The organism is Paenibacillus sp. FSL K6-1318 (assembly GCF_037976905.1).
GTDB classification, from domain to species: Bacteria; Bacillota; Bacilli; order Paenibacillales; family Paenibacillaceae; genus Paenibacillus; species Paenibacillus amylolyticus_A.
This window is the reverse complement of sequence record NZ_CP150270.1, coordinates 5,716,121-5,741,057: the sequence shown is the minus strand read 5'-3', so window position 1 is coordinate 5,741,057 and position 24,937 is coordinate 5,716,121. Positions and strand designations below refer to the sequence as shown.

Genomic DNA, 24,937 nt, shown 5'->3' with positions numbered 1-24,937 from the left:
TAAAACCTTAAAAGGAGCTGCACAGATGTCGGATATATCTTCTCATCGTTTTCCGTGGCTGGGGTTACTGGCCCTGGCTATGGCGGGTTTTATAGCCATTATGACCGAAACACTTCCTGCGGGGTTGCTGCCGCAAATTAAAGAAGGGCTGCAGATCTCTGAGGCAGGGGCGGGGCAGCTTGTCACCTTTTATGCTGTTGGGTCGCTGGTTGCTGCCATACCTGTGGCGGTGCTGACAAAAGGCTGGCGGCGTCGACCGCTTTTACTCCTGTCCATTATCGGTTTTCTTGTCTTCAACACCATTACTGCCCTCTCGTCAAACTATGTGCTGACACTTTTCGCTCGTTTCTTGGCCGGTGTTGCAGCGGGTGTCTCTTGGGGCCTGATTGGCGGTTATGCATTACGCATGGTACCTGATCATCTCAAGGGAAGGGGCATGGCTGTAGCTATGATTGGAACGCCGATTGCCTTATCATTCGGTGTTCCGGCAGGAACGCTGCTGGGTTCATTTATGGGCTGGCGCTCGGTGTTCTGGCTGATGTCTTTACTGGCGTTGGTACTCATTTTCTGGGTGCTATGGAAAGTACCCGACTATCCGGGGCAGTCAGCGGATAAGCAGATCTCCGTCAAGCAAGTACTGTTCACCCCCGGTATCATTCCCATTTTGACTGTCGTTTTGGCCTGGATGTTGGCTCATAATATTTTATACACGTATATTGCTCCGTTTCTCGCTGATGTCGGTATGGAATCCAAGGTTGGACTCATTTTACTTGTATTTGGTCTGATGGCATTGGTGGGCATTTGGGTTACAGGTATTTTCATTGATCGGTGGTTGCGTATGCTGGTTCTCATGAGCCTTGCGGGCTTTGCTTTGATTTCCCTTGTATTAGGTCTTTGGAGTGAGCATGTTATTGTGGTCTTTGGTTCTGTTGCGCTGTGGGGGCTGACATTTGGCGGTGCGGCTACCCTGTTACAGACTGCACTTGCACAAGCTACAGGCGAACAAGGTGTGGATCTCGTCATGCCGATTAATACAACCGTTTGGAATCTGGCTATTGCCCTTGGGGGAATGGCGGGAGGTGTTCTTCTGAATCAATGGGGAGCTTCGTCATTTAACTGGACCATCTTGGCTTTAACACTTGTGGCTCTGATTGTTGCATGGCGTGCCAAAGGATATGGATTCCGCCCATCTAGGAGTCACTAAATTTCTGTCCGCAGAAATAATTCGGTAAGCCCGGTCGCCATGTTAATGGCGGCCTCTTCTGTTCGAGGTTCAATGACAATCCGAATTCTGGCGGTTATGTGGTATGATAAATTAAAGGGACAGGACATCCTGATCCTGCTCTTTATATGTAAGCGCTTATACAGAAGACGGAAGGTGCAGACATGTTTAAAAGGTTGATACGAACCACTAATAATCTCAAATTAAAGCATAAATTGCTAATTTCCTATGTATTGGTTGTCATGATTCCGGTCCTGATTGTCGGTCTGGCTGTGACCAGTTATTTTCGCCAGCAGGCTCTGGACAATGCGATTGGGCAGACGATTATTAATGTGGACAAGATCAAGAGCCAGACGGCGACCATGTTGCGTGTGCCAACCGACATATCCAACCTTTTAATGTTTAACGCGGATCTCAAGGAGATCGTGAACAAACGGTACGAGAGTGTTGTGCAGCTGACCTCGGCTTATCTCGCATACAAAGATTTTCAAGAATACAGGCGTCTGTACCGTGAGGTTGCTGGCATTCGGTTTTACTCGACCAATCCGACACTGATCAACAACCTCGAATTCATTCCTGTAGACAAGCAGACCGAAGAGAGTTACTGGTATCAGCAGGCACTGAAAACGACCAGCATCGGGTGGTTTTACATTCCGGACAAGGGTGATAATCCTGTACACAAGCTCAGCCTGGTACGCAAAGTACCTTTTGCCGAATATCGGACCGAGGGTGTGCTGATGATTGTGATCAATCAGGATGAGCTGAATGGATTGTTGCGTCAAGAACAATTCGAGACCTTGATTACGGACGAGCAGGGCTATGTGGTTGCAGCCAAGAATACAGAGCTGGTAGGTAAAACGCTGAACGAACTTGATTTTGGCGTCGATCTGCAGAATCAGGCAAAAGGTACCATAGAAGCTGACTTTCAGGGGGAACCCTCCAACATTGTTATTGATGAGCTGGGCCCTGGATCAAGCATGAACAGCTTGAAGGTTATTTCAGTTTTTGCTACCAAAAATATCGTCAAAGATGCGAACACCGTCAGCATGATCGGTATGATTTTTATTATCCTTGTGCTGGTTATCGCCCTGCTATTCGTATATATCATCTCGTTCCTCACGTCGAACCGATTGCTGCGGCTGAGTAAACATCTCAATAAGCTTGCATTAGGAGATCTGAACGTGACTTCGAGAATTGACGGCAACGATGAGATCGGACAACTGTCACGTCAGTTCAACTATATGGTGAAAAGCATCAATGAACTTATGACGCAGGTGGTAGAAGCGACCGAACAGAACAATCAATTGGAAATCGCCCAGAAAGAGATTAAACTGAAAATGATGGCGAGCCAGATCAATCCTCATTTCTTGTTTAATGCTTTGGAGTCCATTCGCATGAAAGCGCATATTAAGGGCGAAGCAGAGATTGCCAACATCGTCAGGCTGCTGGGCAAGCTGATGCGCAAGAGTCTGGAGATTGGCAGTGGAAAAACAACCTTCCGGGCTGAACTTGAAATGGTACGTTCCTATTTGGAAATTCAGAAATTTCGTTACGGCGACCGACTTGCATTCCAGATCCATATCGATCCCGAGGTGGAGAAGATGTACATTCCGCCTTTGATTATTCAGCCTCTGGTTGAGAATGCGATTGTCCATGGTCTGGAGAACAAAGAGGGTACAGTTCGTGTGAATATAAGTATTCGTTTAGTAGAGGACATTGTGCAGATCCGTGTAGAAGATGATGGTGCAGGCATAACGCCCGAACGACTGGCTGAGGTGATGCAGTTCATCTGTGGACCAGAGGAACAGGAGAAGAGCCGGATTGGCATGCGTAATGTACATCAACGCTTAACACTGACGTACGGGGAGCCATATGGATTGCAGATTACGAGTGTATATGGGGAAGGAACAGAGGTTTCTTTCACTTTGCCAGCAGGAGGGGACCAACATGTATAAAGTATTTTTGGTGGATGACGAACCGAGCATCCGTGAGGGACTGACCACCATTATTGAGTGGGAAAAATACGGATTCCAGGTCATTGCTACAGCTGCCAGCGGGCGTGAGGCCATCTCTCGGTTTGAGGAATTGGAGCCTGATCTGACGATTATTGATATTCGCATGCCCGGTATGACCGGGCTGGATGTTATTGAAGAAGTGCGCCGGAATCATCCGGATTCGCACTTTTTGATATTGAGCGGTTATGCGGATTTTGATTATGCCAAAAAAGCCATCAGTTTCGGTGTGGATGGGTATCTGCTCAAACCTGTGGATGAAGAAGAGATTATTGGCGAGCTGGAGCGTATTGCTACGGTCCTGACCCGTGAACGGGAGACGATGGCACGTCATGCAGGTGAGGATACCGTCTATAGGGAGCATCAGATCGAGGCTTTGCTCTTTGACAGTCTGGAGGGTGCGGGCAGCATGGAAGATGATAGCCTGGGTCTGCATTGGCCTCATTATCAGATTGTGCTGCTTGAGATGCACTCGGCTCCTGACCTGCAACGGGGCAGTGTCATGAAACGCAAACTGATTGAAGCATTTGACCAGAAAGATCGAGGCATCGTATTCTCCTTCCATTCCGGTCTGGGTCTGTTAAGCAAGGAAACGATCACATCCGAGTCATCTGCAAGGAATCTCTATGTTGAGCTGGAAGGGCTACTGGGAGAATGGGATATTCACATGTATGGTGCTGCAGGAGAACCCGTACATTCTACTGCTGAGATTGCACGGTCATACACTCAGGCCAATCGTACACTTGGGGAACGATTCTTGTTCACGGAGCAGCGCATTATTCTATGGAATGAAGGCAGCGAAGGCAAAGGCGTTATGCCAGGAGTTGAAGCTGTGGATGAAACGCATGAACCAGATGAGGAAGAACTGGCGGACAAGCTGTATTATGCGTTGGACATCCGCAGTAGTGAATCAGTCATGCGGGTACTGGGTGAGATGGAAGAGCGTCTGGTTCCATATCATCGAACAGAGCAAGCGATCAAGACGGCGTTCTCACAGGTATTTTCCCTGGCAATCAACAAGCTCGCAGCGACGAATCAACATATGCACTCCATTATGCAGGAACATTCGGTTCTGATTAACGAAGTCTATCATCAATTTACGATGTCCGATCTCAAAGTGATGGCAGCCGAACATTTGAATCGACTTATTCAACGCATGGGTGGAGGCAGCAAGGATACTGTACTGAAACAGATGATTGAATTTATTCAGCGTAATCCTGGTGAAAACCTCAAGCTCGAAGTACTGGCAGAAGTGTTTAACTATAACAGCAGTTACCTTGGCAAGTTGTTCAAGAATCATACAGGAGAGTACTTCAATGTATTTCTGGACAAGGTTCGTATGGAGAAAGCCAAGGAATTGCTGGATGAAGGACTGAAGGTCCATCAGGTTGCTGCGAGAGTGGGATATGCAAATGTGGACTATTTCCACGGTAAATTCAAGAAGTATGTAGGGGAATCCCCATCCGCTTACAAACAAGCAAGAACGCAATCCCTTGCCAAAGAATCGGCTACCGATATAAACGAAGAATAAGTACGAAGTGCTGGGCTTTGCCCATGCTTGTTTTATAAAACGTTTTCGGAATTACTGGACATTCTTCAGATTCATCATATTGTCCATGCACTTCCCATGATAAGCAATGGTCACGGAATGCTTCACATCTTAGACTGGATTTACAAGAATCCAGATGAAGGGATGGCTATACGATATGAATTTGTCTGATATAGGTGCTGTACGTCATACATTGAACTTAAATGGAGCATGGCAGTTTCGTTTGGATCTGGAGTCCGATAAGCTCGTTGAACAAATAAAATCCCCACCTCCTCGGAGTGAAAACACATCATGGGAGACCATTCAGATTCCTGGTTCATGGGAAGAGCAAGGGTACGGAGATGAGCCCGAATACGAAAGACTCGATACCTGGACTAAGGTACGTGAGTATGAAGGCTCAGCCTGGTATGCTCAGGATGTTCATGTTCCATCAGACGATTCCGGATGCCAGTATGTATTCAGGTTGGAAGGGGTCCGCTGGACCACGAATCTTTGGATTAATGGACAGTATGCCGGGCAGCAAGATAGTCTGGTGAATCAACAGAAGTGGGATGTTACCTCTCTGTTGAAGCAGGGAGAAGTGAATTGGATAGAGATCCGCGTGGATAATACGATGAAACTTCCGCTGGCCGGCAGCCATATTCATTCATTGCATACGGCCACAGCCTGGGGTGGAATCACGGGTGGCGTTTATCTGGACATTCTGCCCCCATCCCGAGTACAGACGTTACGTATTCAACCAGATGCTGAAAAAGGAGCCATACTGGTTGATTGTACTGTAAGCGCTCCCGCAAATGAATCGGCCAGAGCGATGCAATTGCATGTGGATATCCAGCATCCGGACGGCACATGGCTTGATCGTTACATTTGTCATGTGGAGCTGAGTGCTCCAGTGCATGCTGATATAAGCACAGTTTCAACTGAAAGCAACGCTGTAATAGACCAGTGGCGATTGGAGCTTGGAACAGAGAAGTCTATCGCAAGATGGTCGGATGAATCCCCTGAACTGTACAAAGCAGTGATTCGACTGCATGACGGTGAACAGGAACTGGACCAGGTGCAGCAATCATTCGGTCTACGTTCATTTGCAACAAACGGGAAGCAGCTTGTATTGAATGGCACACCGGTGTATCTGCGCGGGTACGTTGATTGCTGTATCTTTCCACTGACGGGTTATCCCGTCTGGGACAAGGAGCATTATCTTCAGCAGTTTCGAGTCGCCAGATCGTACGGCTTCAATCATGTCCGTCTGCATGGGTGGAGCGCGCCAGAGCCGTTCTGGGATGCGGCTGATGAAGAGGGCATGTTGGTGCAGGCAGAACTTCCACATTGGTCCCGTTTCTTTGAGCAATCGAATCAGTCTGCGCCAGTTGAAGTATTGTCCTATCTGACACAAGAACTGGACGGGTTGCTCCAATCGTTGCACAGACATCCTTCATTCGTCATGTTCTCCATGGGGAATGAACTGATTGGTCCGAATGGCCATCCTGAACTCAATGCATTGGTATCGAGGGCAAGGGATATGGACCCGACCCGGTTGTATACGGACAATACAGGTTTTGGACAGCTTCCGGCGCAAGGGCGGGAAGGTGATTATTATATCCAGTCGTTGAACTGGCATCCCCCGCTGGAATCCGCATATTCTGCTGTGCCGGATACCACGCTGGACTATCATGCGGTTACCCGACTTGCGGAGCATCCCATCATTGGGCACGAACATGCACAGTACACCATGTATGTGCGGCCTCAGGAACGAGCTAAGTATACTGGCATATTACGTCCTAGCTGGTTAGGACCCGTCGAAGAATCGTTGTCTGACAAAGGCATGATGGCGGACCTGGAGCATTTTCAACAGGCCACCGGCACACATTTGATGCGTTCCTTAAAAGAAGCCATGGAGCGGATTCGACGAACACCAGACGCTGCGGGCGTGCAGCTGCTGGACATCCGCGATTTTCCAGGGCAGGGACATGCTACGACGGGCATTCTGGACGTATTCTGGGACGACAAAGGCATTACAACACCTGAAGAATTCATGCAGTTCAACGCAGATGTGGTGCTGTTGTTAAGCTGCAATGAACGTACATTTTACGCCGGAGAACCTATTCATGTCGATGTACGCATATCACACTATGGTAAAGATCCGCTTAAGGATGCATCCATACAGTGGAAGTTGATTAGCGATGATGTGATGCTTACGGAAGGGGAATGGAAAACCGGAGAAATCCAATGTGGGTCCGTTATGTCATTGGGAAGCATTGTCACTAGAGCACCTCATGAAGGAGTAGCTGCTTTTCGGATCGAAGCGGAACTGCGGTCAGGTGATTCGGAGAGGCATGTAGCGAATGTATGGCATGGCTGGTCGTTTCCTTTTTACCAGTCTCATCCGGGTTCGAATCGGTTCTGGAATACCGTGGCAGAGTTGAAGCCATTCCTGGGTGAAGCGCATGCTGATTGCGTAGATCACATCGATGGATTTCGTTTGTTGAAAAATAGGGAGATTGACTTGGTTATCGTTCAGTCGTTAACACCTAATGTCGTTGATTATGTGGTCAATGGGGGAAGTGTTTGGCTACAGCCAACGGCAGAAGGGCTATATGATTCAGTGGAGACCAAGTACCTGCCTGTATTCTGGAATTACCTGATGTTCGCTACACAGCCTGGTGCAACAATGGGCATGGTTTTGAGGGATCAGGTACCACTGCTGGGCTCCTTCCCGCAGGATGGGGCTTCGGACTGGCATTGGTATCACCTGGTGAACGGTACACCGGCGATATGTTTGGATACGTTGCACGGTGTTGAGCCACTAATTGAAGTGGTGGACCATTTCCATCGGGCCAAACGACTCGCTTATGCTTTTGAGGCAAACGTAGGGAAAGGCAGGATTTTGGTATCCTCACTTCCTTTTACTAACCTGTCGTTAATGAAGCGTCCGGAAGTCGCCTACTTATTTCAGGAGATCCTTTCGTATCTGCATGGAGATCAATTTCGTCCAGCAACCTCCATATCTGTAGCACAATTGCTCGGGATCGTTAAACTGCAAACCATTCAATTTACATTGTAATCATAGGGACTCGAAAGGGTCCTTTTTGTATGCCATGTAATTGAAGTAAACGATTACTATAAAACGTTTTCGATATTTACCATTTAAGTCTATATTACACCTTTATATTACTTTTATTGCATTAGGAAGTAGAATTTATCACTGATTTTAACTAATTTATGTCTGATTATATATGTCTATATCTAATTTTTATATGATTTTCTCTAAAATCCAGATGGTATTTTGAAAACGCTCTATCGAGTATGATTATTTTATAAAACAGAGGAGGGGGAACGGAGATGGAAACGCTAACAAAAAAATCCGCTTCCGCGAACAGAAGCAGTGACCCCAAACCGCCTTTAAAGAATCGGCGGAACGGAATTTGGGACAGAATGAAGCAGCAGAAATATCTCTATCTCATGTCATTGCCATTCGTAGCTTGGGTTTTCGTATTTAACTATCTGCCACTATGGGGATGGACGATGGCTTTCCAAAACTATAAACCTGCCAGATCGTTTGGTGATCAAGAGTGGGTTGGCTTTAAACACTTTGTAGAGCTGTTCAGTGATGATCGTTTCTATCTGGTACTTCGAAATACGCTTGCAATGAGCTTGATGGGACTAGTTGTCGGTTTTATCGTGCCGATATTCTTCGCTATTCTCCTGAATGAAATGAGAGGCATGTTCTTCAAGCGTGCCGTGCAAACGGTATCATATCTGCCTCACTTTGTATCTTGGGTTGTTGTAGCCGGGATCATTACGAAGATGCTCTCCACCGATGGAGGGATTATCAATGATCTATTGGTAGGACTGAACATTATCGATCAGCCGATCCAGTTCATGGCCAAGGGGAACTTGTTCTGGTACATTGTAACCGCTTCAGATATGTGGAAGGAAACCGGTTGGAATGCCATCATCTATCTGGCGGCGATTACAGGTATCGACAATGAGCTGTATGAAGCTTCCCGTGTAGATGGAGCCAATCGCTGGAGACAGATGTGGCATATTACGCTGCCTGGCATACGGACCACGATTTCCGTACTTTTCATCATGTCAATTGGACATCTTATCAGTATCGGTTTCGAGAAGCAGTTCTTGCTTGGCAACAGTCTGGTCACAGACTACTCGGAAGTACTTGATCTATATGCGCTCAATTATGGTTTGAATATGGGACGATTCTCATATGGTACAGCCATAGGTATATTCAACTCCGTTGTCAGTATCATCCTTCTGTTTACTGCGAACGGCTTGTTCAAAAAATTCACTAAAGAAAGCATCATGTAGGGAGGGGACGACATTATGGCGAACAAAGCATTCAATGCTACTCGGGGCGATAAACTGTTCGATATATTCAACATCCTCGCGATGACCATGGTGCTGGTTGTAACACTTTATCCATTCCTTAACGTACTAGCCATCTCACTCAATAACTCGACAGATACAGTACGTGGCGGAATTTACTTGTGGCCTCGCGAATTCACATTACAGAACTACAAAACGATTTTCCAATATGATGGATTGCTACAAGGTTTGCAGATCTCCATTCTGCGTACACTTGTAGGTACCGTGCTCGGATTGATCAGTTCATCCATGATCGCCTTTACACTGAGTAGACCTGATTTTGGACTTAGAAAATTTGTATCCACAACACTCGCACTTACGATGTATTTCTCCGGTGGTCTGATTCCGGTGTACATTCTGATGCGTGACTTGAACCTGATCGGTACATTCTGGGTATATGTATTGCCTGGCATGATCAGTGCATTTAACGTGTTCATCATCCGTTCATTCATTGATGGCCTGCCATACTCATTGCAGGAATCCGCGAAGCTGGACGGAGCGAATGACTTTACAATCTATTACAGAATCATCTTGCCACTGTGTAAACCAGTGCTTGCTACCATCGCATTGTTCCTGGCTGTAGGTCAATGGAATGCGTGGTTCGATACGTACCTGTATAATGGTTCAAAGGCACATTTGACCACGCTCCAATATGAGCTGATGAAAGTACTGCAAAGTACACAGCAAGGCTCAGGTGCTGGACGAAATGCCAATGATATGGCGCAGCAAATGACACAGATTTCACCGGAATCGATCAAAATGGCGATTACGATCGTTGTAACGGTTCCAATCCTCATTGTATATCCATTCCTTCAGAAGTACTTTGTTGGCGGTATGACACTGGGCGCAGTAAAAGGTTAAACAAGCTTGTACAGGCTGCCACATAGAGCGGCCGTACACCTACAAATGAAGCATCAGGATACCCGAAGCGCAGCCAATTGGTCTGCGCTTCACCGTATAGGGCTGCGGTGTGGTATTCATGAAGCTATAGACAGGGACAAAAAAGTCCCGGACAAAACAGACATATGAATCAGGGAGGATTACCATTATGGCAAGTTCCAAAATGAAGATTGCACTGGCACCAGTGCTTGCAATGTCTTTACTCGCAGGTTGCGGTGGAGGAAGCGGCGGTGATACGTCGTTCAAGGATACAAGCGCAGAGACAACTCCACTTACTTTTGATTTCTTCAGCGTTGACCCCAGTCCGAACTGGAATGGCATGAAGGATGAAGTAGGTAAAGTCCTTACAGAAAAAACAGGGATAACCCTTAACGGTGAATTTGCCGTTAGTGGTGGTCAAGATAAGATATCCTTAATGGCGGCGAGCGGAGACTATCCGGATATCGTCTCCCCCAAAGGAGAACTCAGCAAACTGGTGGATGCCGGAGCAATGCTCGATCTGACAGATCTGATCGACCAATATGCTCCCAATCTGAAAAAGCTGTATGGTAATTACATGGACCGGTTGAAATACAGTAATGAGGATCAGGCTATTTATGTGTTGCCAACGTATTATGCGGTAGACCAAAAGTACTTTGATGCAGGTGGCGGATTTGGTATTCAGCACCGTGTACTGAAAGAACTCGGATACCCGGAAGTACGTACACTTCAGGATTACGAGAATGTATTGAAGGCGTACAAAGAGAAACACCCAACGATTGATGGTCAGCCAACCATCCCTTTAACACTGGACGCGGATGATTGGAGAATCATGATTACTGTGACGAACCCGGCCTTCCAGGCAACAGGTGCACCAGATGACGGCGAATACTACATCGATCCAGAGACGTATGAAGCAAGTCTGCACTACAAACGTCCAGAGGAAAAAGTGTACTTCCGATGGTTGAACCATATGTATAACACTGGATTGCTGGATCAGGACAGCTTCATCCAAAAAACAGACCAGTACAAATCCAAAATTGCAAGTGGACGTGTTCTTGGTGTCATTGACCAGGATTGGGGTTATTCCGATGCAGAAAATGCACTGAAATCTGCGGGCAAGGATGAAGCAACGTACTCACACTTCCCGGTAACCCTGTCCGAGGATATCAAGGATCATGCCTACCAAGACCCTGGTTTTGTATCCGGCTGGGGTGTAGGGATTACAACATCGAACCCTGATCCGGTTCGTACGATCAAATTCTTCGATTACCTGGCTTCTGAAGAAGGGCAAGTGCTGATGAACTGGGGAATTGAAGGCAAGCAGTATGAAGTGAAGGACGGCAAACGTGTGATTCCTGCCGACATTCAAGACCAAAAAACTAATAACGCAGCCGTATTCCAGAAAGAAACGGGTATTGGACTTTACACCAATATGTCCGGTCACTATGGAGATGGTGTGAAGGATTCAACGGATAACTACTACACTACGAATTTCCCTGAACAGATCGTGGCAGCCTATTCCGATGCAGAGAAAGAAACACTCAAAGCGTATGGTGCTACTACGTGGAAAGACCTGTTCCCAAGTGAAGATGAGTTCCCAATCAAACCATGGGGAGCAGCATACAATCTGCCAACACCAGGTGACTCTAACTACAACGTTATCTTCAAGAAAACACAGGATATCATCCGGAAACGTATACCGGAAGCCATTCTGAGTACTCCTGAACAGTTTGATGCCATCTATGACGGCATGATTGCAGAAGTGAACCAAGCAGGAGCAGAGGATATGGAGAAACAATATACAGAACTCGTACAAAACCGTGTTCAACTGTGGAGCGGTGAAGAGGCTAAATAAGTATGTGTCAGGTCAGATTCAAACAGAGAAAGAACCCGGGAAACCGGGTTCTTTTTTATGTCAAAAACGTTTTCTAAAAAACGTTTTCAATTTTGAATATTCGCTATTGACAAGGACTATTGGAGGTATTATTATTCAATTATGAAAGCACTTACATTTGCTTGTACATCAGGGAAAACGACATACATTCTGTCCTATTAGTTCAAAGGCACTTAGAGGTTGACGAGTGAATTAAGGTGATGCAAGATCCATTCACCGTTATAACGAAAGCGCTTTTAATGTTAGAAAAACAAAATAGTTACATTTGTTTCATCTGGTCACGGTATGTGCAGGTCAGCCTGTTATACAAATATACAGCTTCATTATATCCATAAGGGGGATTACACATGAAGGGCAAAACACCAAAAACATTCGCAATGCTTCTGTTAGCCAGTGCTCTTGCAATTACAGCAGGATGCAGCGGCAGTGGAGGAGGAACTACCGCTTCAGAAAAGCCGGTTGATTCTGGAGATACGACCACCCCGGTAACCTTTACATTCTTTGGTGCAGACGCAAGTCCGAGCTGGAACAACATGAAAGATGCAGTGGGCCAAGAGATCACCAAACAAACAGGTGTTACAATTGAAGCAGAGTATGATGTGAATAATGGTGGCGACCAGAAGATTCCTTTGATGGCTGCCAGCGGTGATTACCCTGATATTATCTTTCCTAAAGGTAACTTGTCGAAGCTAGTGGATGCAGGCGCAATGCTGGACCTGACTGACCTGATTGAGGAACATGCACCAAACCTGAAAAAAATCTATGGCGAGCAGATGAACCGTTTGAAATACAGTTTGGACGATCAGGCGATCTATGCTATTCCAACGAATATGGGTGTAGATAACGTTGCATTTGATGCAGGTGGCGGTTTCGAAATTCAGCAAAGAGTCTTGAAAGAGCTCGGATACCCTGAAGTGAAGACACTTGAGGATTACGAAAACGTTCTTAGAACGTATTATGAAAAACATCCAACGATTGATGGTCAACCAACCATTCCGCTGACATTGAATGCAGATGACTGGAAGATCATGATCACGGTAACGAACCCTGCCTTCCAGGCAACAGGTGGACCGGATGATGGTGAATATTACATTAACCCTGAAACGTATGAAGCAATGCTTCACTACAAACGTCCTGAGGAGAAAGAATATTTCCGTTGGTTGAACAAAATGTATAATGAAGGACTGCTGGATAAAGATACTTTTGTGCAAAAGGATGATCAATACAAATCCAAAATTGCCAGTGGTCGCGTCCTCGGTCTGATTGACCAGGACTGGAACTATGGTGAAGCTGAGAATGCTCTCAAAGCAGCGGGCAAAGATGATGCCACATATGCTCACTTCTCCGTGTCCCTTAACAAGGACATTGTGGATCATACGTTCCAACCAACCGGATTTGACGGATATGGTATCGGGATCACAACTTCGGCCAAAGATCCGGTACGTATCATCAAATTCATGGATTGGCTCGCTTCGGATGAAGGCCAAGTGTTGAGAAACTGGGGTGTTGAAGGCGAACACTACAACGTTGAAAATGGCAAACGTGTCATCCCTGACGACGTTCAGGAGCGCAAAACGAATGACAACTCGAACTTCACCAAAGAAACGGGAGTTGGATTGTACAACATTTTCAGTGCAAGATACGGTGATGGTGTAAAAGATTCTACAGATAACTATTACACAACGAACTTCCCTGAACAGATCCAAGCAAGTTACACACCAGCAGAGAAGGAAACGTTGAAAGCATATGGTATTACAACATGGAAAGATTTCTATCCTTCCGAAGATGAACTGAAGCTGAAAGATTGGGGCGCAGCATATAACATGCCTGTACCTTCCGACACGGATTACAACGTAACGTTCCAGAAAACGCAGGATATCATCCGTAAACGGATTCCAGAAGCCATCCTTGCCAAACCAGAGAACTTCGACAGCGTATATGATAGTCTCCTGGCTGAACTCGATAAAGCGGGTGCGGTAGAAATGGAGAAACAATATACCGTTTGGATTAAAGAGCGTGTTGCGCTATGGACTGGAAAAGATGTGAAATAAGATTGAAAACAAGGCATAAAAGCCAATGGTTTTCATTTCAAAAAAAGCCCTTGAGAAAGGGCTTTTTTTGTTGTTGACGTAGGGTTGTGGATAGCATATAATCTATAATGTAAGCACTTTCAGTAAGCGTTTTATAGTTATTACGAAAACGTTTTATGCTTGTTAGCAGAATGTTTTATCGCTTAATCCGATTGAGATGCTAGCTTTACAAAAAGCCATAATGGACTGTATCGAAAGCGCATTCAAAAAAAGTGGTATCCTCAGGCATAAAGCCTGTTATACAGATAAAACCTTCATAAATAATAGGGGGAACTAGACAATGAGAGGCAAAATGAAAGGTAATACACCCAAGACGTTTGCAATGTTGATGCTCGCAAGTGCAATGTTGGTCACAGCTGGCTGTGGGAATTCGGGAACCAAAGAGACTTCGGAGTCCAGCGGAACCGAACCGATTACAGTTACATTCTTCGGGGCGGATGCTAGTCCAACCTGGAACAAGATGCAAGATGCTGTTGGTAAAAAGATAACGGAGCAAACAGGCGTTACCATTGAAGCAGAGTATGATGTAAACGATGGTGGTAACCAGAAGATTGCGCTTATGGCTGCCAGTGGTGACTTTCCTGATATGATCTACCCTAAAGGTAACTTATCTAAGCTTGTGGATGCAGGCGCGATGCTGGATCTCACGGATTTGATTGAGGAGCATGCTCCCAATTTGAAAAAAATCTATGGAGAACAGATGAACCGTTTGAAATACAGTCTTGAAGATCAAGCGATATATACTATTCCAACCAATATGGGTGTCGATAATGTTACGTTTGACGCTACAGGTGGATTCGAAATTCAGCAAAGAGTATTGAAAGAGCTTGGATACCCTGAAGTGAAGACACTTGAGGATTACGAGAACGTACTCAGAGCCTATTATGAAAAACATCCAACCATTGATGGTCAGCCAACCATTCCATTGACATTGAATGCAGATGACTGGAAGATCATGATCACGGTAACAAACCCAGCTTTCCAGGCAACAGGCGCACCGGATGATGGTGAGTATTACATTGATCCTGAAACGTATGAAGCTAAGCTGCACTACAAACGTCCAGAGGAAAGAGAATATTTCCGCTGGTTGAACAAAATGTACAATGAAGGCCTACTGGACAAAGATGCATTTGTTCAAAAGGATGACCAATATAAGTCCAAAATTGCAAGTGGCCGTGTCCTCGGTCTGATTGACCAAGAGTGGAATTATCAAGAAGCAGAGAACGCGCTCAAATCATCGGGCAAGGATGATGCCACATATGCTCACTTCTCTGTATCACTTAACGACGAAATTGTGGATCATACGTTCCAACCAGCCGGATTTGACGGTTATGGCATCGGGATCACAACTTCTGCCAAAGATCCAGTGCGTATTATCAAATTCATGGATTGGCTTGCTTCCGATGAAGGCCAGGTATTGAGAAACTGGGGTATTGAAGGCGAACACTACAACGTAGAGGATGGTCAACGGATTATCCCAGATGAAGTTCAAGATCGTAAAACAAATGACAACTCCAATTTCAGCAAAGAAACAGGAATTGGGATGTATAACGTATTTAGTGCAAGATACGGTGATGGTGTAAAAGATTCTACGGATAACTACTATACAACGAACTTCCCTGAGCAGATTGTAGCTGGTTACACGGCTGCAGAGAAAGAAACGCTGAAAGCTTATGGTATCACGACTTGGAAAGAGTTCTATCCGGCTGAAGAAGATCTGCCAGTCAAGGATTGGGGCGCAGCTTATAACATGTCCGTACCTTCCGGTACAGACTATGAGGTAACTTTCCAGAAAACGCAGGATATCATCCGTAAACGTATTCCGGAAGCTGTTCTGACTACACCAGCCAACTTTGATGCAACCTATGATGCTTTACTTGCTGATTTGGACAAAGCAGGTGCAGTTGAAATGGAGAAACAATTTACGGTTTGGGTTAAGGAACGTGTCTCCCTGTGGACAGGAAAAGACGTAAAATAATATGCATTGTCTGCAATCCATGGTTACACAAGGAAAGGCCCTATATAGGGCCTTTTTTTTGTGGATGATGTGATGATTTGCATTGACGCAAATTTTGAAATCACATATAATTTTATTATTGTAAGCACTTACCGAAAACGTTTTATGTACTAAAGAATTCTATAGCTGATTTAGGAACAGGAGCTAATCATGTCCCAACACAATAACCAAACTAAAATCAATCGTCTATGGTATCGACAACCGGCTAAACGCTGGGAAGAAGCATTGCCCATCGGAAACGGCCGTCTTGGAGGCATGGTGTACGGTGGCGCAGCAGATGAACGAATTCAGCTCAATGAAGATACATTATGGTCAGGATTTCCACGGGATACGATTCAATACAGTAGTCAGCGGTATTTGAAACAGACGCGTGAGTTGATTATGGCTGGGCAGTATGGCGAAGCCGAGGATTTGTTGAACCGTGAAATGCTGGGTCGTGATGTGGAGGCCTATCAGCCGATGGGTCACTTTCTACTACACCATGAGGGTCTGGATGATCTTTCGTATGATGCATTTGAGCGTGAGCTTGATCTGGCTTCGGGTATTGCCACCACGACATACTCATGGAAAGAAACTCGTTATGTACGTGAAGTATATTCCAGCGCTTCGGATGATCTGATGGTCTGCACATTGAAAGCTGATCGGAAGGGTGCTGTGAATGTAAGTGTTACGCTAGACAGTCCTCATCCTTATCAGGTGCAGACTTCGGGAGATGCACTCACCATGTTCAGCCGGTGCCCAAGTCATGTGGAGTCCAATTACTTCAGGGATCACCCGGAATCCGTTATCTATGAAGAGGATCGGGGAACCGCGTATGCTGTGCGTGTGGCAGTTACGGCAACAGGAGAGCAGGCGAAGGTCTCCAAGCTGGAAGGCAAACTACATATTCAGGGTGCTGATCAGGTTGTTTTCTATCTGGCGGCAGCTACGTCCTTTGAAAGTTACGATGTGTTGCCTGTGAAGGACAACCTGGTGCTGGAAAAGGAATGCAGGGATACGATCTCCAAAGCAATCGCACATGGTGCGGAATCGCTTCGTGACCGACATGTAGAAGATCATAACGCTCTGTTTAACAGAGTCTATATTGATCTAGGTGTATCGGCTAACGCCGAATTACCTACGGATGAGCGGCTTCAGGCTTATCAGGCAGGGGAACAAGACCCTGGGCTGGAGGCACTCTATTTTCAATATGGAAGATATCTGTTAATGGCGAGTTCGCGTCCGGGCAGCCAGCCTGCCAATCTGCAGGGAATCTGGAATCATCAGGTAGAGCCGCCATGGCACAGTGATTACACGATCAATATCAACACCGAAATGAACTACTGGCCGGCAGAAGTCTGCAATCTCAGTGAATGTCATGAGCCGCTGTTTGATATGCTGACAGATCTCAGTGATACAGGACGCAGAACAGCCCGGATTCTGTATGGAGCTCGTGGATGGACTGCCCATCACAATGTGGATATCTGGAGAACCTCGACACCGACAGGTGGCGATGCAAGCTGGGCATTCTGGCCGATGGGTGGCGTGTGGCTGACTTCGCATCTATGGGAGCATTACGAATTTACCGGTGATCAGCGTTTTCTTGAGGAACGTGCCTATCCCATTATGAAAGAGGCTGCACTCTTCTGTCTCGACTGGCTGGTGGAAGGACCGGATGGTTATCTGGTCACGATTCCATCCACTTCACCAGAGAACAAGTTCCTGACAGAAGCTGGAGAGGCACGCAGCATATCCATGGCTTCAACGATGGATATGAGCTTGATTCGTGAGCTGTTCAGCCGCTGTATTGAGGCTTCAAAACAGCTTGGAATAGATCAGTCATTGGCGAGTGAGTGGAGTGAGGCTCTTAGCAAACTCTATCCATTCCGAATTGGAAGCGAAGGACAACTGCTGGAGTGGTTTAAGGATTTTACCGAATCCGAGCCAGGGCATCGTCACGTCTCCCATCTATATGGACTGTATCCGGGGGAGCAGATCAATCGAATACAGACACCGGAACTCGTGGAAGCTGCACGAGTATCGCTTGAACGCCGTATCGCACAAGGTGGCGGGCATACAGGATGGAGCTGTGCATGGTTGATCAATCTGTATGCACGACTGCTGGATAAGAACCAGGCACATCAGTTTGTACGCACATTGCTGGCCCGATCTACGCATCCGAATCTGTTTGACGACCATCCGCCTTTCCAGATAGATGGTAACTTTGGAGGCACGGCCGGAATGGCCGAGATGTTGTTGCAGAGCCACTTGAATGAGTTACATTTACTGCCGGCACTGCCTGATCTCTGGACTCAAGGTCGTGTTGAAGGGCTTCGTGCAAGAGGTGGCTATACCGTGGGCATAACGTGGGCGGACAATAAGCTCGCGTCAGCGGTCATCAAGGCAGACCGAAATGATTCGCTGACCATTCGCAGTGCTTATCCGCTGCGTGTGGAAGGACATGAACAAGCTAAGGCAGAGCTTACGCCACAGGGCGATTATGTAGTTATTTTAACCATGACCGCAGGACAGACGATCCGCGTGTCATCATAAGACGGAGGAGTAAACCATGACGATTTTTAAATTTCCGCAAGATTTCCGCTGGGGAACAGCAACAGCTTCCTATCAAATAGAAGGAGCGGCACAGGAAGGTGGACGTGGGGTATCCATCTGGGATACGTTTGCGCGCACGCCTGGCAAAGTATATAACGGAGACAATGGTGATGTTGCATGTGACAGTTACCATCGGTATGAGGAAGATATCGAATTGATGAAGAAACTCGGGATTAATACGTACCGGTTTTCCATTGCCTGGCCGCGTATTATTCCTGACGGGGATGGGGAGATCAATCGGGAAGGTCTGGACTTCTACCACCGTTTTGTGGATGCATTGCTGGAGGCTGGAATTGAACCGTTCCTCACGCTGTATCACTGGGATCTTCCGCAAACGTTGGAGGATGACGGAGGTTGGGGCAACCGCAGAACGGTGGATGCTTTTGTGAAATATGCCGAAGTGATCTTCAAAGAATTCTCGGGTAAAATCAACTTCTGGCTGACATTCAACGAACCATGGTGTATCGCGTTCCTGTCAAACCTTCTCGGGATTCATGCGCCAGGAAACAAAGACCTGCAAACGTCAATCAATGTTGCTCATGGATTGCTAGTTGCTCATGGTAAAGCCGTTCAATCCTTCCGTCGCTTGGGTACAACCGGACAGATCGGTATTGCTCCAAACGTATGCTGGGCTGAGCCTTACAGCAAATCTCCTGAGGACCAGGCTGCTTGTGATAGATCAATCGCGCTCAATACCGACTGGTTCCTTGACCCGATCTACAAAGGTTCGTACCCGCAATTTATGGTGGACTGGTTCGCAGAAGCGGGAGCTACGGTGCCAATTCAAGAAGGCGATATGGAGATCATCTCGCAACCGATCGACCTGCTAGGCATTAACTATTACACCATGGGGATTAATCGCTTCAATCCGGAGGCAGGCGCTCTGCAATCGGAAGAAGTTGATATGGGCCTCACCAAAACCGATATTGGTTGGCCAGTGGAGTCACGCGGCTTGTATGAATTCATGCATTATCTGCAAAAGTATGGCAATGTAGATGTGTATATCACGGAGAACGGTGCCTGCATCAATGATGATCTGGAGAATGGCAAAATTAATGATGATCGCCGGATTGCATATTATGAACAGCACTTGGCTCAGATTCACCGCATCATTAATGACGGCATTAACCTGAAAGGGTACATGGCATGGTCACTGATGGATAATTTCGAATGGGCAGAAGGCTATCGTATGCGCTTCGGTCTCGTTCATGTGGATTATCGTTCACTTGTGAGAACGCCGAAGGAGAGCTATTACTGGTATCAGAATGTCATCAAGAATAATTGGTTGGAAACACGGAACGAACATAATCCCCAATAGACTTGGTGGCAGCTTTTAAGGGAAAAGCAGGTCCTTATTTTATTATGAGTTACCTTATTAACAAAGAGAAAGACGGTAGCATTGGAGTATTCCGATATGCCGTCTTTTTTGTGTTTTATTACAGATGAAAACGAGGAGATCATAAAGGTTTGATCAGGTCAAGTGTAGTTCCTGTTATGAATAGACGGTTTTTGGGTTATAAGAAGTAAGGAAGAAATGAATAATGTTTTGTCAACAGGTTAAATTAAAATAAAGTGTCCAAATTGCGAAGGAAATTTGAACATTTGTTGACTAAAAATCATACTGATGTGGTATATTGGTATAAGGAAAGCACTTACAAAAAGGGAAAAGGAAGTGTTTACTATGGCATCGAAGACAGCAATGGTTAGCCAATTGGAGCGCAAAGACAAAAATATGCGGCGCGCCGTCTTGACGATGACAGTTCTGGCATGGGTCGCACTCATTACGGGAGTGATCATGTGTCTGATCAATCTGAATGATTTTAATGATCGTAATCTTGGCTTGATGGTCGGTATTGGATTCCTTGTAGGTAGTGTGTTTATCTACGTTATTGCCAAAGCGATAGGCCTTGTTCATACACGCCGGGAAGACGAAGGCGCCGATTGATTATAATCCTGCGTACATTCGTTCATAATAAGACTGGATAAGTACCCGGAATCCAGTCAATAAAGCCCTTTGCGGATTCGTTGACACTGTTCAACGGGACTGCAAAGGGTTTTATTTTGTGACTTGATGTGTAAAGATTACAATAAGCAAATATCAACCATGCAAGCGATTTGTGAGAAAAAATTCACACATTTAAGGTGTAAAATCGACAAATTTGTTAACAAGAACAAAAAAGTTGTTCATTTCTGATATCTTTAGTAGGAAGAGAGTAGTATACTGATTTTTCAGTATGAGCGAATTTAAGGAGAGGGGATCAAAATGAACAAGAAACCTAGGTCGCTAATCCGGATTATCATTCCGGTTGTCCTGACGTTGGTTACAATTGCATTGATTGTCTGGCCAATGCTGGCAGGCGGGCAGTACGTTGTTCTGGATCCGAAGGGGCCAATTGGCGCTTCGCAGAGAGATTTGATTGTCATCTCGACAATTTTGTGTGCTGTCATCATTGTGCCAGTACTCATTTTGTCTGCCGTAATCGTATGGCGTTACCGCGACAAGCCGGATAACAAAGCTGCTTATGAGCCTAACTGGTCTCATAGTACGAAGGCGGAGGCAATCTGGTGGACGGTTCCAATTATCATTATTGGACTGCTTGCCATTGTTACTGTCCGTTACACGTATGATCTGGAGCCTTCGAAGCCGTTGGCTCACGAGAAAGCACCAATTACCATCCAAGTGTCTTCACTGGACTGGAAATGGTTGTTTATGTATCCTGAGCAAGGGATTGCAACGGTCAACACGCTGAATATTCCGGCAGACCGGCCCGTGAAATTTGAACTCACTGCGGATTCACCGATGAACTCATTCTGGATTCCGCAACTTGGAGGACAGATTTATACGATGTCGGGTATGGCGATGACCTTGTATCTGCAGGCAGATCATGAAGGCAAGTACTGGGGTTCAGGCGCTAACTTCACAGGTGAGCATTTTGGAGAAATGCGTTTTGATGTGAATGCTACATCGGACGAAGATTTTGACAAATGGGTAGCTGAAGTGAAACAAAGTTCCCAGGAATTGACCACAGAAGGTTACAAGGCACTGGCTGAACCAGGAACAAGCAATGTTGCTTATTATTCTGCCTTCCCAGAAGGATTGTTCCAAAATATTGTGACGAAATACGTTGTAGATGGTCAAAGTGCTCACAGTAAGCACGGTACTTCAAACGAAGCTGCTGGAGCTATTCAGAATTCAAACGATGTGTCCAATCAAGATGAGGACAAGAGTGCTAACTAAAGATTCGAAAGGAGGCCCCCAATGTTAGAGAGACTTAAAGAGTTTGCATCGGAGTTCTTCGTTACCGGCGACCCGCTGATCTATGGAGCAGACGTGGCGATCGGGATTACGATGATTACTATCGTAACGGTGCTGACTTATTTCAAAAAATGGGGCTGGCTCTGGCGTAACTGGTTAACTACTGTCGATCATAAAAAGATCGGTATTATGTATATCATTGCTTCCATTATCATGTTGTTCCGTGGTGGTGTGGATGCATTGATGATGCGTCTGCAGCTGGCTATGCCTAATATGGATTTCTTACATCCTGAACATTATAATCAGGTATTCACAACTCACGGTACGATTATGATCCTGTTTATGGCGATGCCATTTATGTTCGGTTTATTTAACGTCATTGTGCCACTACAGATCGGAGCAAGGGACGTTGCGTTCCCGTTCCTGAATGCACTGAGTTTCTGGTTATTCTTCTTGGGCGCAATGCTGTTTAACCTGTCCTTCGTTATCGGTGGTTCACCGGATGCGGGATGGCTGAGTTATCCGCCTCTATCGGAGCTGTCGCACAGTCCGGGGGTAGGACAGAACTTCTATATATGGGGTATACAGATATCGGGTATCGGTTCCCTGGCTACCGGTATCAACTTCCTGGTTACCATCATTAAAATGCGTGCGCCAGGCATGAAATGGATGAAAATGCCGATGTTTACATGGTCGGTATTCTCCACTTGTATCATCATCTTGTTTGCATTCCCAATCTTGACCGTGACGCTTGCATTGCTATTCCTCGACAGGTTTGCCGGGGCGCATTTCTTCACACTTGATTTGGGCGGTAACCCAATGATGTATATCAACTTGATCTGGATGTGGGGTCACCCTGAGGTATACATTGTCGTCTTGCCGGCATTCGGTGTGTTCTCCGAGATTGTAAGTACATTCTCTCGGAAAAAACTGTTTGGTTACAAGTCGATGGTATTTGCGATGTTAATCATCAGCTTCCTGTCCTTCTTCACATGGGCGCATCACTTCTTCACGATGGGTTCCGGAGCGGACGTGAATGCATTCTTCGCCGTAACTACGATGTTGATTGCTATTCCAACAGGAGTTAAGATATTTAACTGGCTGTTTACCATGTATCGAGGAAGGATACGCATGGCGACTCCGATGATGTGGACACTTGCCTTTATCCCGTGCTTTATTGTCGGGGGTATGACAGGCGTTCTGTTATCCGTTGCTCCTGCTGACTTCCAGTTCCACAACAGTTACTTCCTGATTGCCCACTTCCACCAAGTATTGATCGGTGGCGTTGTCTTCGGATACTTCGCAGGTCTGTATTACTGGTGGCCTAAAATGTTCGGTTTCCAACTCGAAGAGAAACTGGGCAAATGGGCATTCTGGACTTGGAATATTGGTTTCTATGTCTGCTTCATGCCGCAGTACGCTGTCGGTCTGATGGGTATGACACGTCGTCTGAGCACATACGGCTGGGATACTGGCTGGTGGGAACTGAACTTCGTATCCACAATCGGGGCATTCCTGATGGGTGTCGGATTCCTGTTCCAAGTTGCACAAATCGCAGACGGTATTCGCAAATATAAAACACTCAAAGCTTCCGCCGATCCATGGGATGGTCGTACGCTCGAGTGGTCGATTCCTTCACCAGCTCCTGAATATAACTTCGCTGTTACACCGCGCGGAGATGATATTGATGAGTGGTGGGAAGAGAAAGAACGTCGTGCCAAAGGCATCTATCCGCCTGAGCAACCGCTTGAGCCGATTCATATGCCGAAGAATTCCTCGATTCCGTTCATCATGTCTGTCTTCTGGTTCGTTGCCGGTTTCGGCTTCGTATTCGGTTGGCTGTGGATGGCGATTCTCGGACTTGCTGGCGTCGGCATTTGCATGATCGCCCGTTCATTCTCTTACGATACGGATTATTATATTCCGGTCGACGAAATTAAGCGTACCGAAGCGTCGTTAAGGGGGTCGGTATAGATGGCTCAAGCAGCCGCTAAGCACGGTGAGAATCATGCACATGGTCATGACCATGGCCACCATGATCCACAGGAAATGAAAATTCTCGGATTCTGGTTCTTCCTGATTTCCGACGTTATCCTGTTCTCCGTATTGTTCGCAACCTTCATTGTGTTGCGTGACAATACGGCGGGCGGACCGATTTTGTCTGAATTGATCAAAATGCCTGGCGTTATCGCCGAGACGTTTATCTTGCTCACAAGTTCATTTACGAGCGGCCTTGCCGTTCTGGCAATGAATCAGGGTAAAGTAAAACAATTAATCAGTTGGTTGGCTGTTACAGCTGTTCTGGGTGCAAGCTTTATCGCTCTTGAGGTATATGAGTTTATTGAGTTGATTCACGAAGGGTTTAGCTTTACAACGAGTGCTGCTTCTGGCGCATTCTTCACCCTTGTGGGTACTCACGGACTTCACGTATCGCTTGGTCTGATCTGGATGATTGGACTCATGTTCCAACTGAAAAAACGTGGTATTACCGATGTTACTCGCGGTAAAATCAACGTTATCAGCTTGTATTGGCACTTCTTGGACGTCGTATGGATTTTCCTCCTGTCGATCGTCTATCTCATGGGGGTGATGTAGATGTCAGGGCACAACTCACATGATTCCCACGGTCATGAGCAACATGGTTCACTGAAGTCCTATGTCATCGGCTTCATCCTGTCCGTCGTTCTGACAATCATTCCACTTGTGGTGGTTCTCAATGATATGATGGAAAGAACAGGAACACTCATTGTTGTTCTAGGTACAGCAGCACTTCAGTTCGTGGTTCAACTCTTCTTCTTCATGCATATTCGTGAAACAGAAAAACCACGCTGGAATGTTATGGCTCTTATCTTCGGTTTGCTGATCATGATGACTATCGTGATCGGTTCGATCTGGATCATGCTCAACAACGCTGTTGCACATTAATATGTGAATTAAGGAAGATCTCCCGGTCTGTATTACAGACTGTGGGGATCTTTTTTTGTTCTCATTTAAGAAATAAATAGAATTAATGATTAATTATATTAATTATTTTGAAAAT

General features: G+C 46.1%; 16 protein-coding genes. All 16 read left to right on the top strand.

Annotated features, from left to right (window positions below; translation table 11 throughout):
* Positions 1-25: 25 nt before the first annotated feature.
* The 16 genes from NYE45_RS25590 (at position 26) to cyoD (ending at position 24,822) form a co-directional block, all read left to right on the top strand.
* Positions 26-1,204: an MFS transporter gene (locus NYE45_RS25590; protein WP_340014495.1), complete on the top strand. Its 1,179-nt coding sequence runs from the start codon at positions 26-28 to the stop codon at positions 1,202-1,204.
* A 182-nt stretch (positions 1,205-1,386) separates the two neighbouring features.
* A complete protein-coding gene (locus tag NYE45_RS25585) occupies positions 1,387-3,177 on the top strand; it encodes a sensor histidine kinase (RefSeq protein WP_062836420.1) in 1,791 nt (596 codons plus the stop codon).
* Entirely contained in the window at positions 3,170-4,765 is a 1,596-nt protein-coding gene (locus tag NYE45_RS25580) for a response regulator transcription factor (protein ID WP_340014494.1), read from the top strand. The genes NYE45_RS25585 and NYE45_RS25580 overlap by 8 nt, the downstream gene beginning before the upstream one ends.
* 175 nt (positions 4,766-4,940) lie before the next feature.
* Positions 4,941-7,847 carry a sugar-binding domain-containing protein gene (locus tag NYE45_RS25575; protein ID WP_340014493.1) on the top strand — a complete coding sequence of 969 codons (2,907 nt, stop codon included), beginning with the start codon at positions 4,941-4,943 and terminating at the stop codon, positions 7,845-7,847.
* Between the two features lie 278 nt (positions 7,848-8,125).
* Entirely contained in the window at positions 8,126-9,109 is a 984-nt protein-coding gene (locus tag NYE45_RS25570) for a sugar ABC transporter permease (RefSeq protein ID WP_036606891.1), read from the top strand.
* Between the two features lie 15 nt (positions 9,110-9,124).
* Positions 9,125-10,027 (top strand): carbohydrate ABC transporter permease, encoded by a 903-nt coding sequence (locus NYE45_RS25565; protein WP_036606894.1) that lies wholly within the window; start codon positions 9,125-9,127, stop codon positions 10,025-10,027.
* A 187-nt stretch (positions 10,028-10,214) separates the two neighbouring features.
* The gene (locus NYE45_RS25560) at positions 10,215-11,903 is read left to right on the top strand and encodes an ABC transporter substrate-binding protein (protein ID WP_340014492.1); all 1,689 of its coding nucleotides are present in this window, start codon (positions 10,215-10,217) and stop codon (positions 11,901-11,903) included.
* 386 nt (positions 11,904-12,289) lie between these two features.
* The gene (locus tag NYE45_RS25555; protein ID WP_340014491.1) at positions 12,290-13,993 is read left to right on the top strand and encodes an ABC transporter substrate-binding protein; all 1,704 of its coding nucleotides are present in this window, start codon (positions 12,290-12,292) and stop codon (positions 13,991-13,993) included.
* A gap of 331 nt (positions 13,994-14,324) precedes the next feature.
* Positions 14,325-16,010: an ABC transporter substrate-binding protein gene (locus tag NYE45_RS25550; RefSeq protein ID WP_340017438.1), complete on the top strand. Its 1,686-nt coding sequence runs from the start codon at positions 14,325-14,327 to the stop codon at positions 16,008-16,010.
* Positions 16,011-16,199: 189 nt separating this feature from the next.
* Positions 16,200-18,581, top strand: a complete 2,382-nt coding sequence (locus NYE45_RS25545) for a glycoside hydrolase family 95 protein (protein ID WP_340014490.1) — start codon at positions 16,200-16,202, stop codon at positions 18,579-18,581.
* 16 nt (positions 18,582-18,597) lie between these two features.
* Entirely contained in the window at positions 18,598-19,959 is a 1,362-nt protein-coding gene (locus NYE45_RS25540) for a GH1 family beta-glucosidase (protein ID WP_062836427.1), read from the top strand.
* 363 nt (positions 19,960-20,322) lie between these two features.
* Positions 20,323-20,586 (top strand): hypothetical protein, encoded by a 264-nt coding sequence (locus NYE45_RS25535; RefSeq protein ID WP_076333587.1) that lies wholly within the window; start codon positions 20,323-20,325, stop codon positions 20,584-20,586.
* Positions 20,587-20,904: 318 nt separating this feature from the next.
* Complete coding sequence (cyoA, locus tag NYE45_RS25530; RefSeq protein ID WP_340014489.1) at positions 20,905-21,879, top strand: ubiquinol oxidase subunit II; 975 nt, start codon at positions 20,905-20,907, stop codon at positions 21,877-21,879.
* A 21-nt stretch (positions 21,880-21,900) separates the two neighbouring features.
* Positions 21,901-23,871 (top strand): cbb3-type cytochrome c oxidase subunit I, encoded by a 1,971-nt coding sequence (locus NYE45_RS25525; protein WP_062836429.1) that lies wholly within the window; start codon positions 21,901-21,903, stop codon positions 23,869-23,871.
* On the top strand, positions 23,872-24,492 hold the full coding sequence (gene cyoC, locus NYE45_RS25520) for a cytochrome o ubiquinol oxidase subunit III (RefSeq protein ID WP_062836430.1): 621 nt from the start codon (positions 23,872-23,874) through the stop codon (positions 24,490-24,492). It abuts the gene before it with no gap.
* A complete protein-coding gene (cyoD, locus tag NYE45_RS25515; RefSeq protein WP_062836431.1) occupies positions 24,493-24,822 on the top strand; it encodes a cytochrome o ubiquinol oxidase subunit IV in 330 nt (109 codons plus the stop codon).
* Positions 24,823-24,937: the final 115 nt, after the last annotated feature.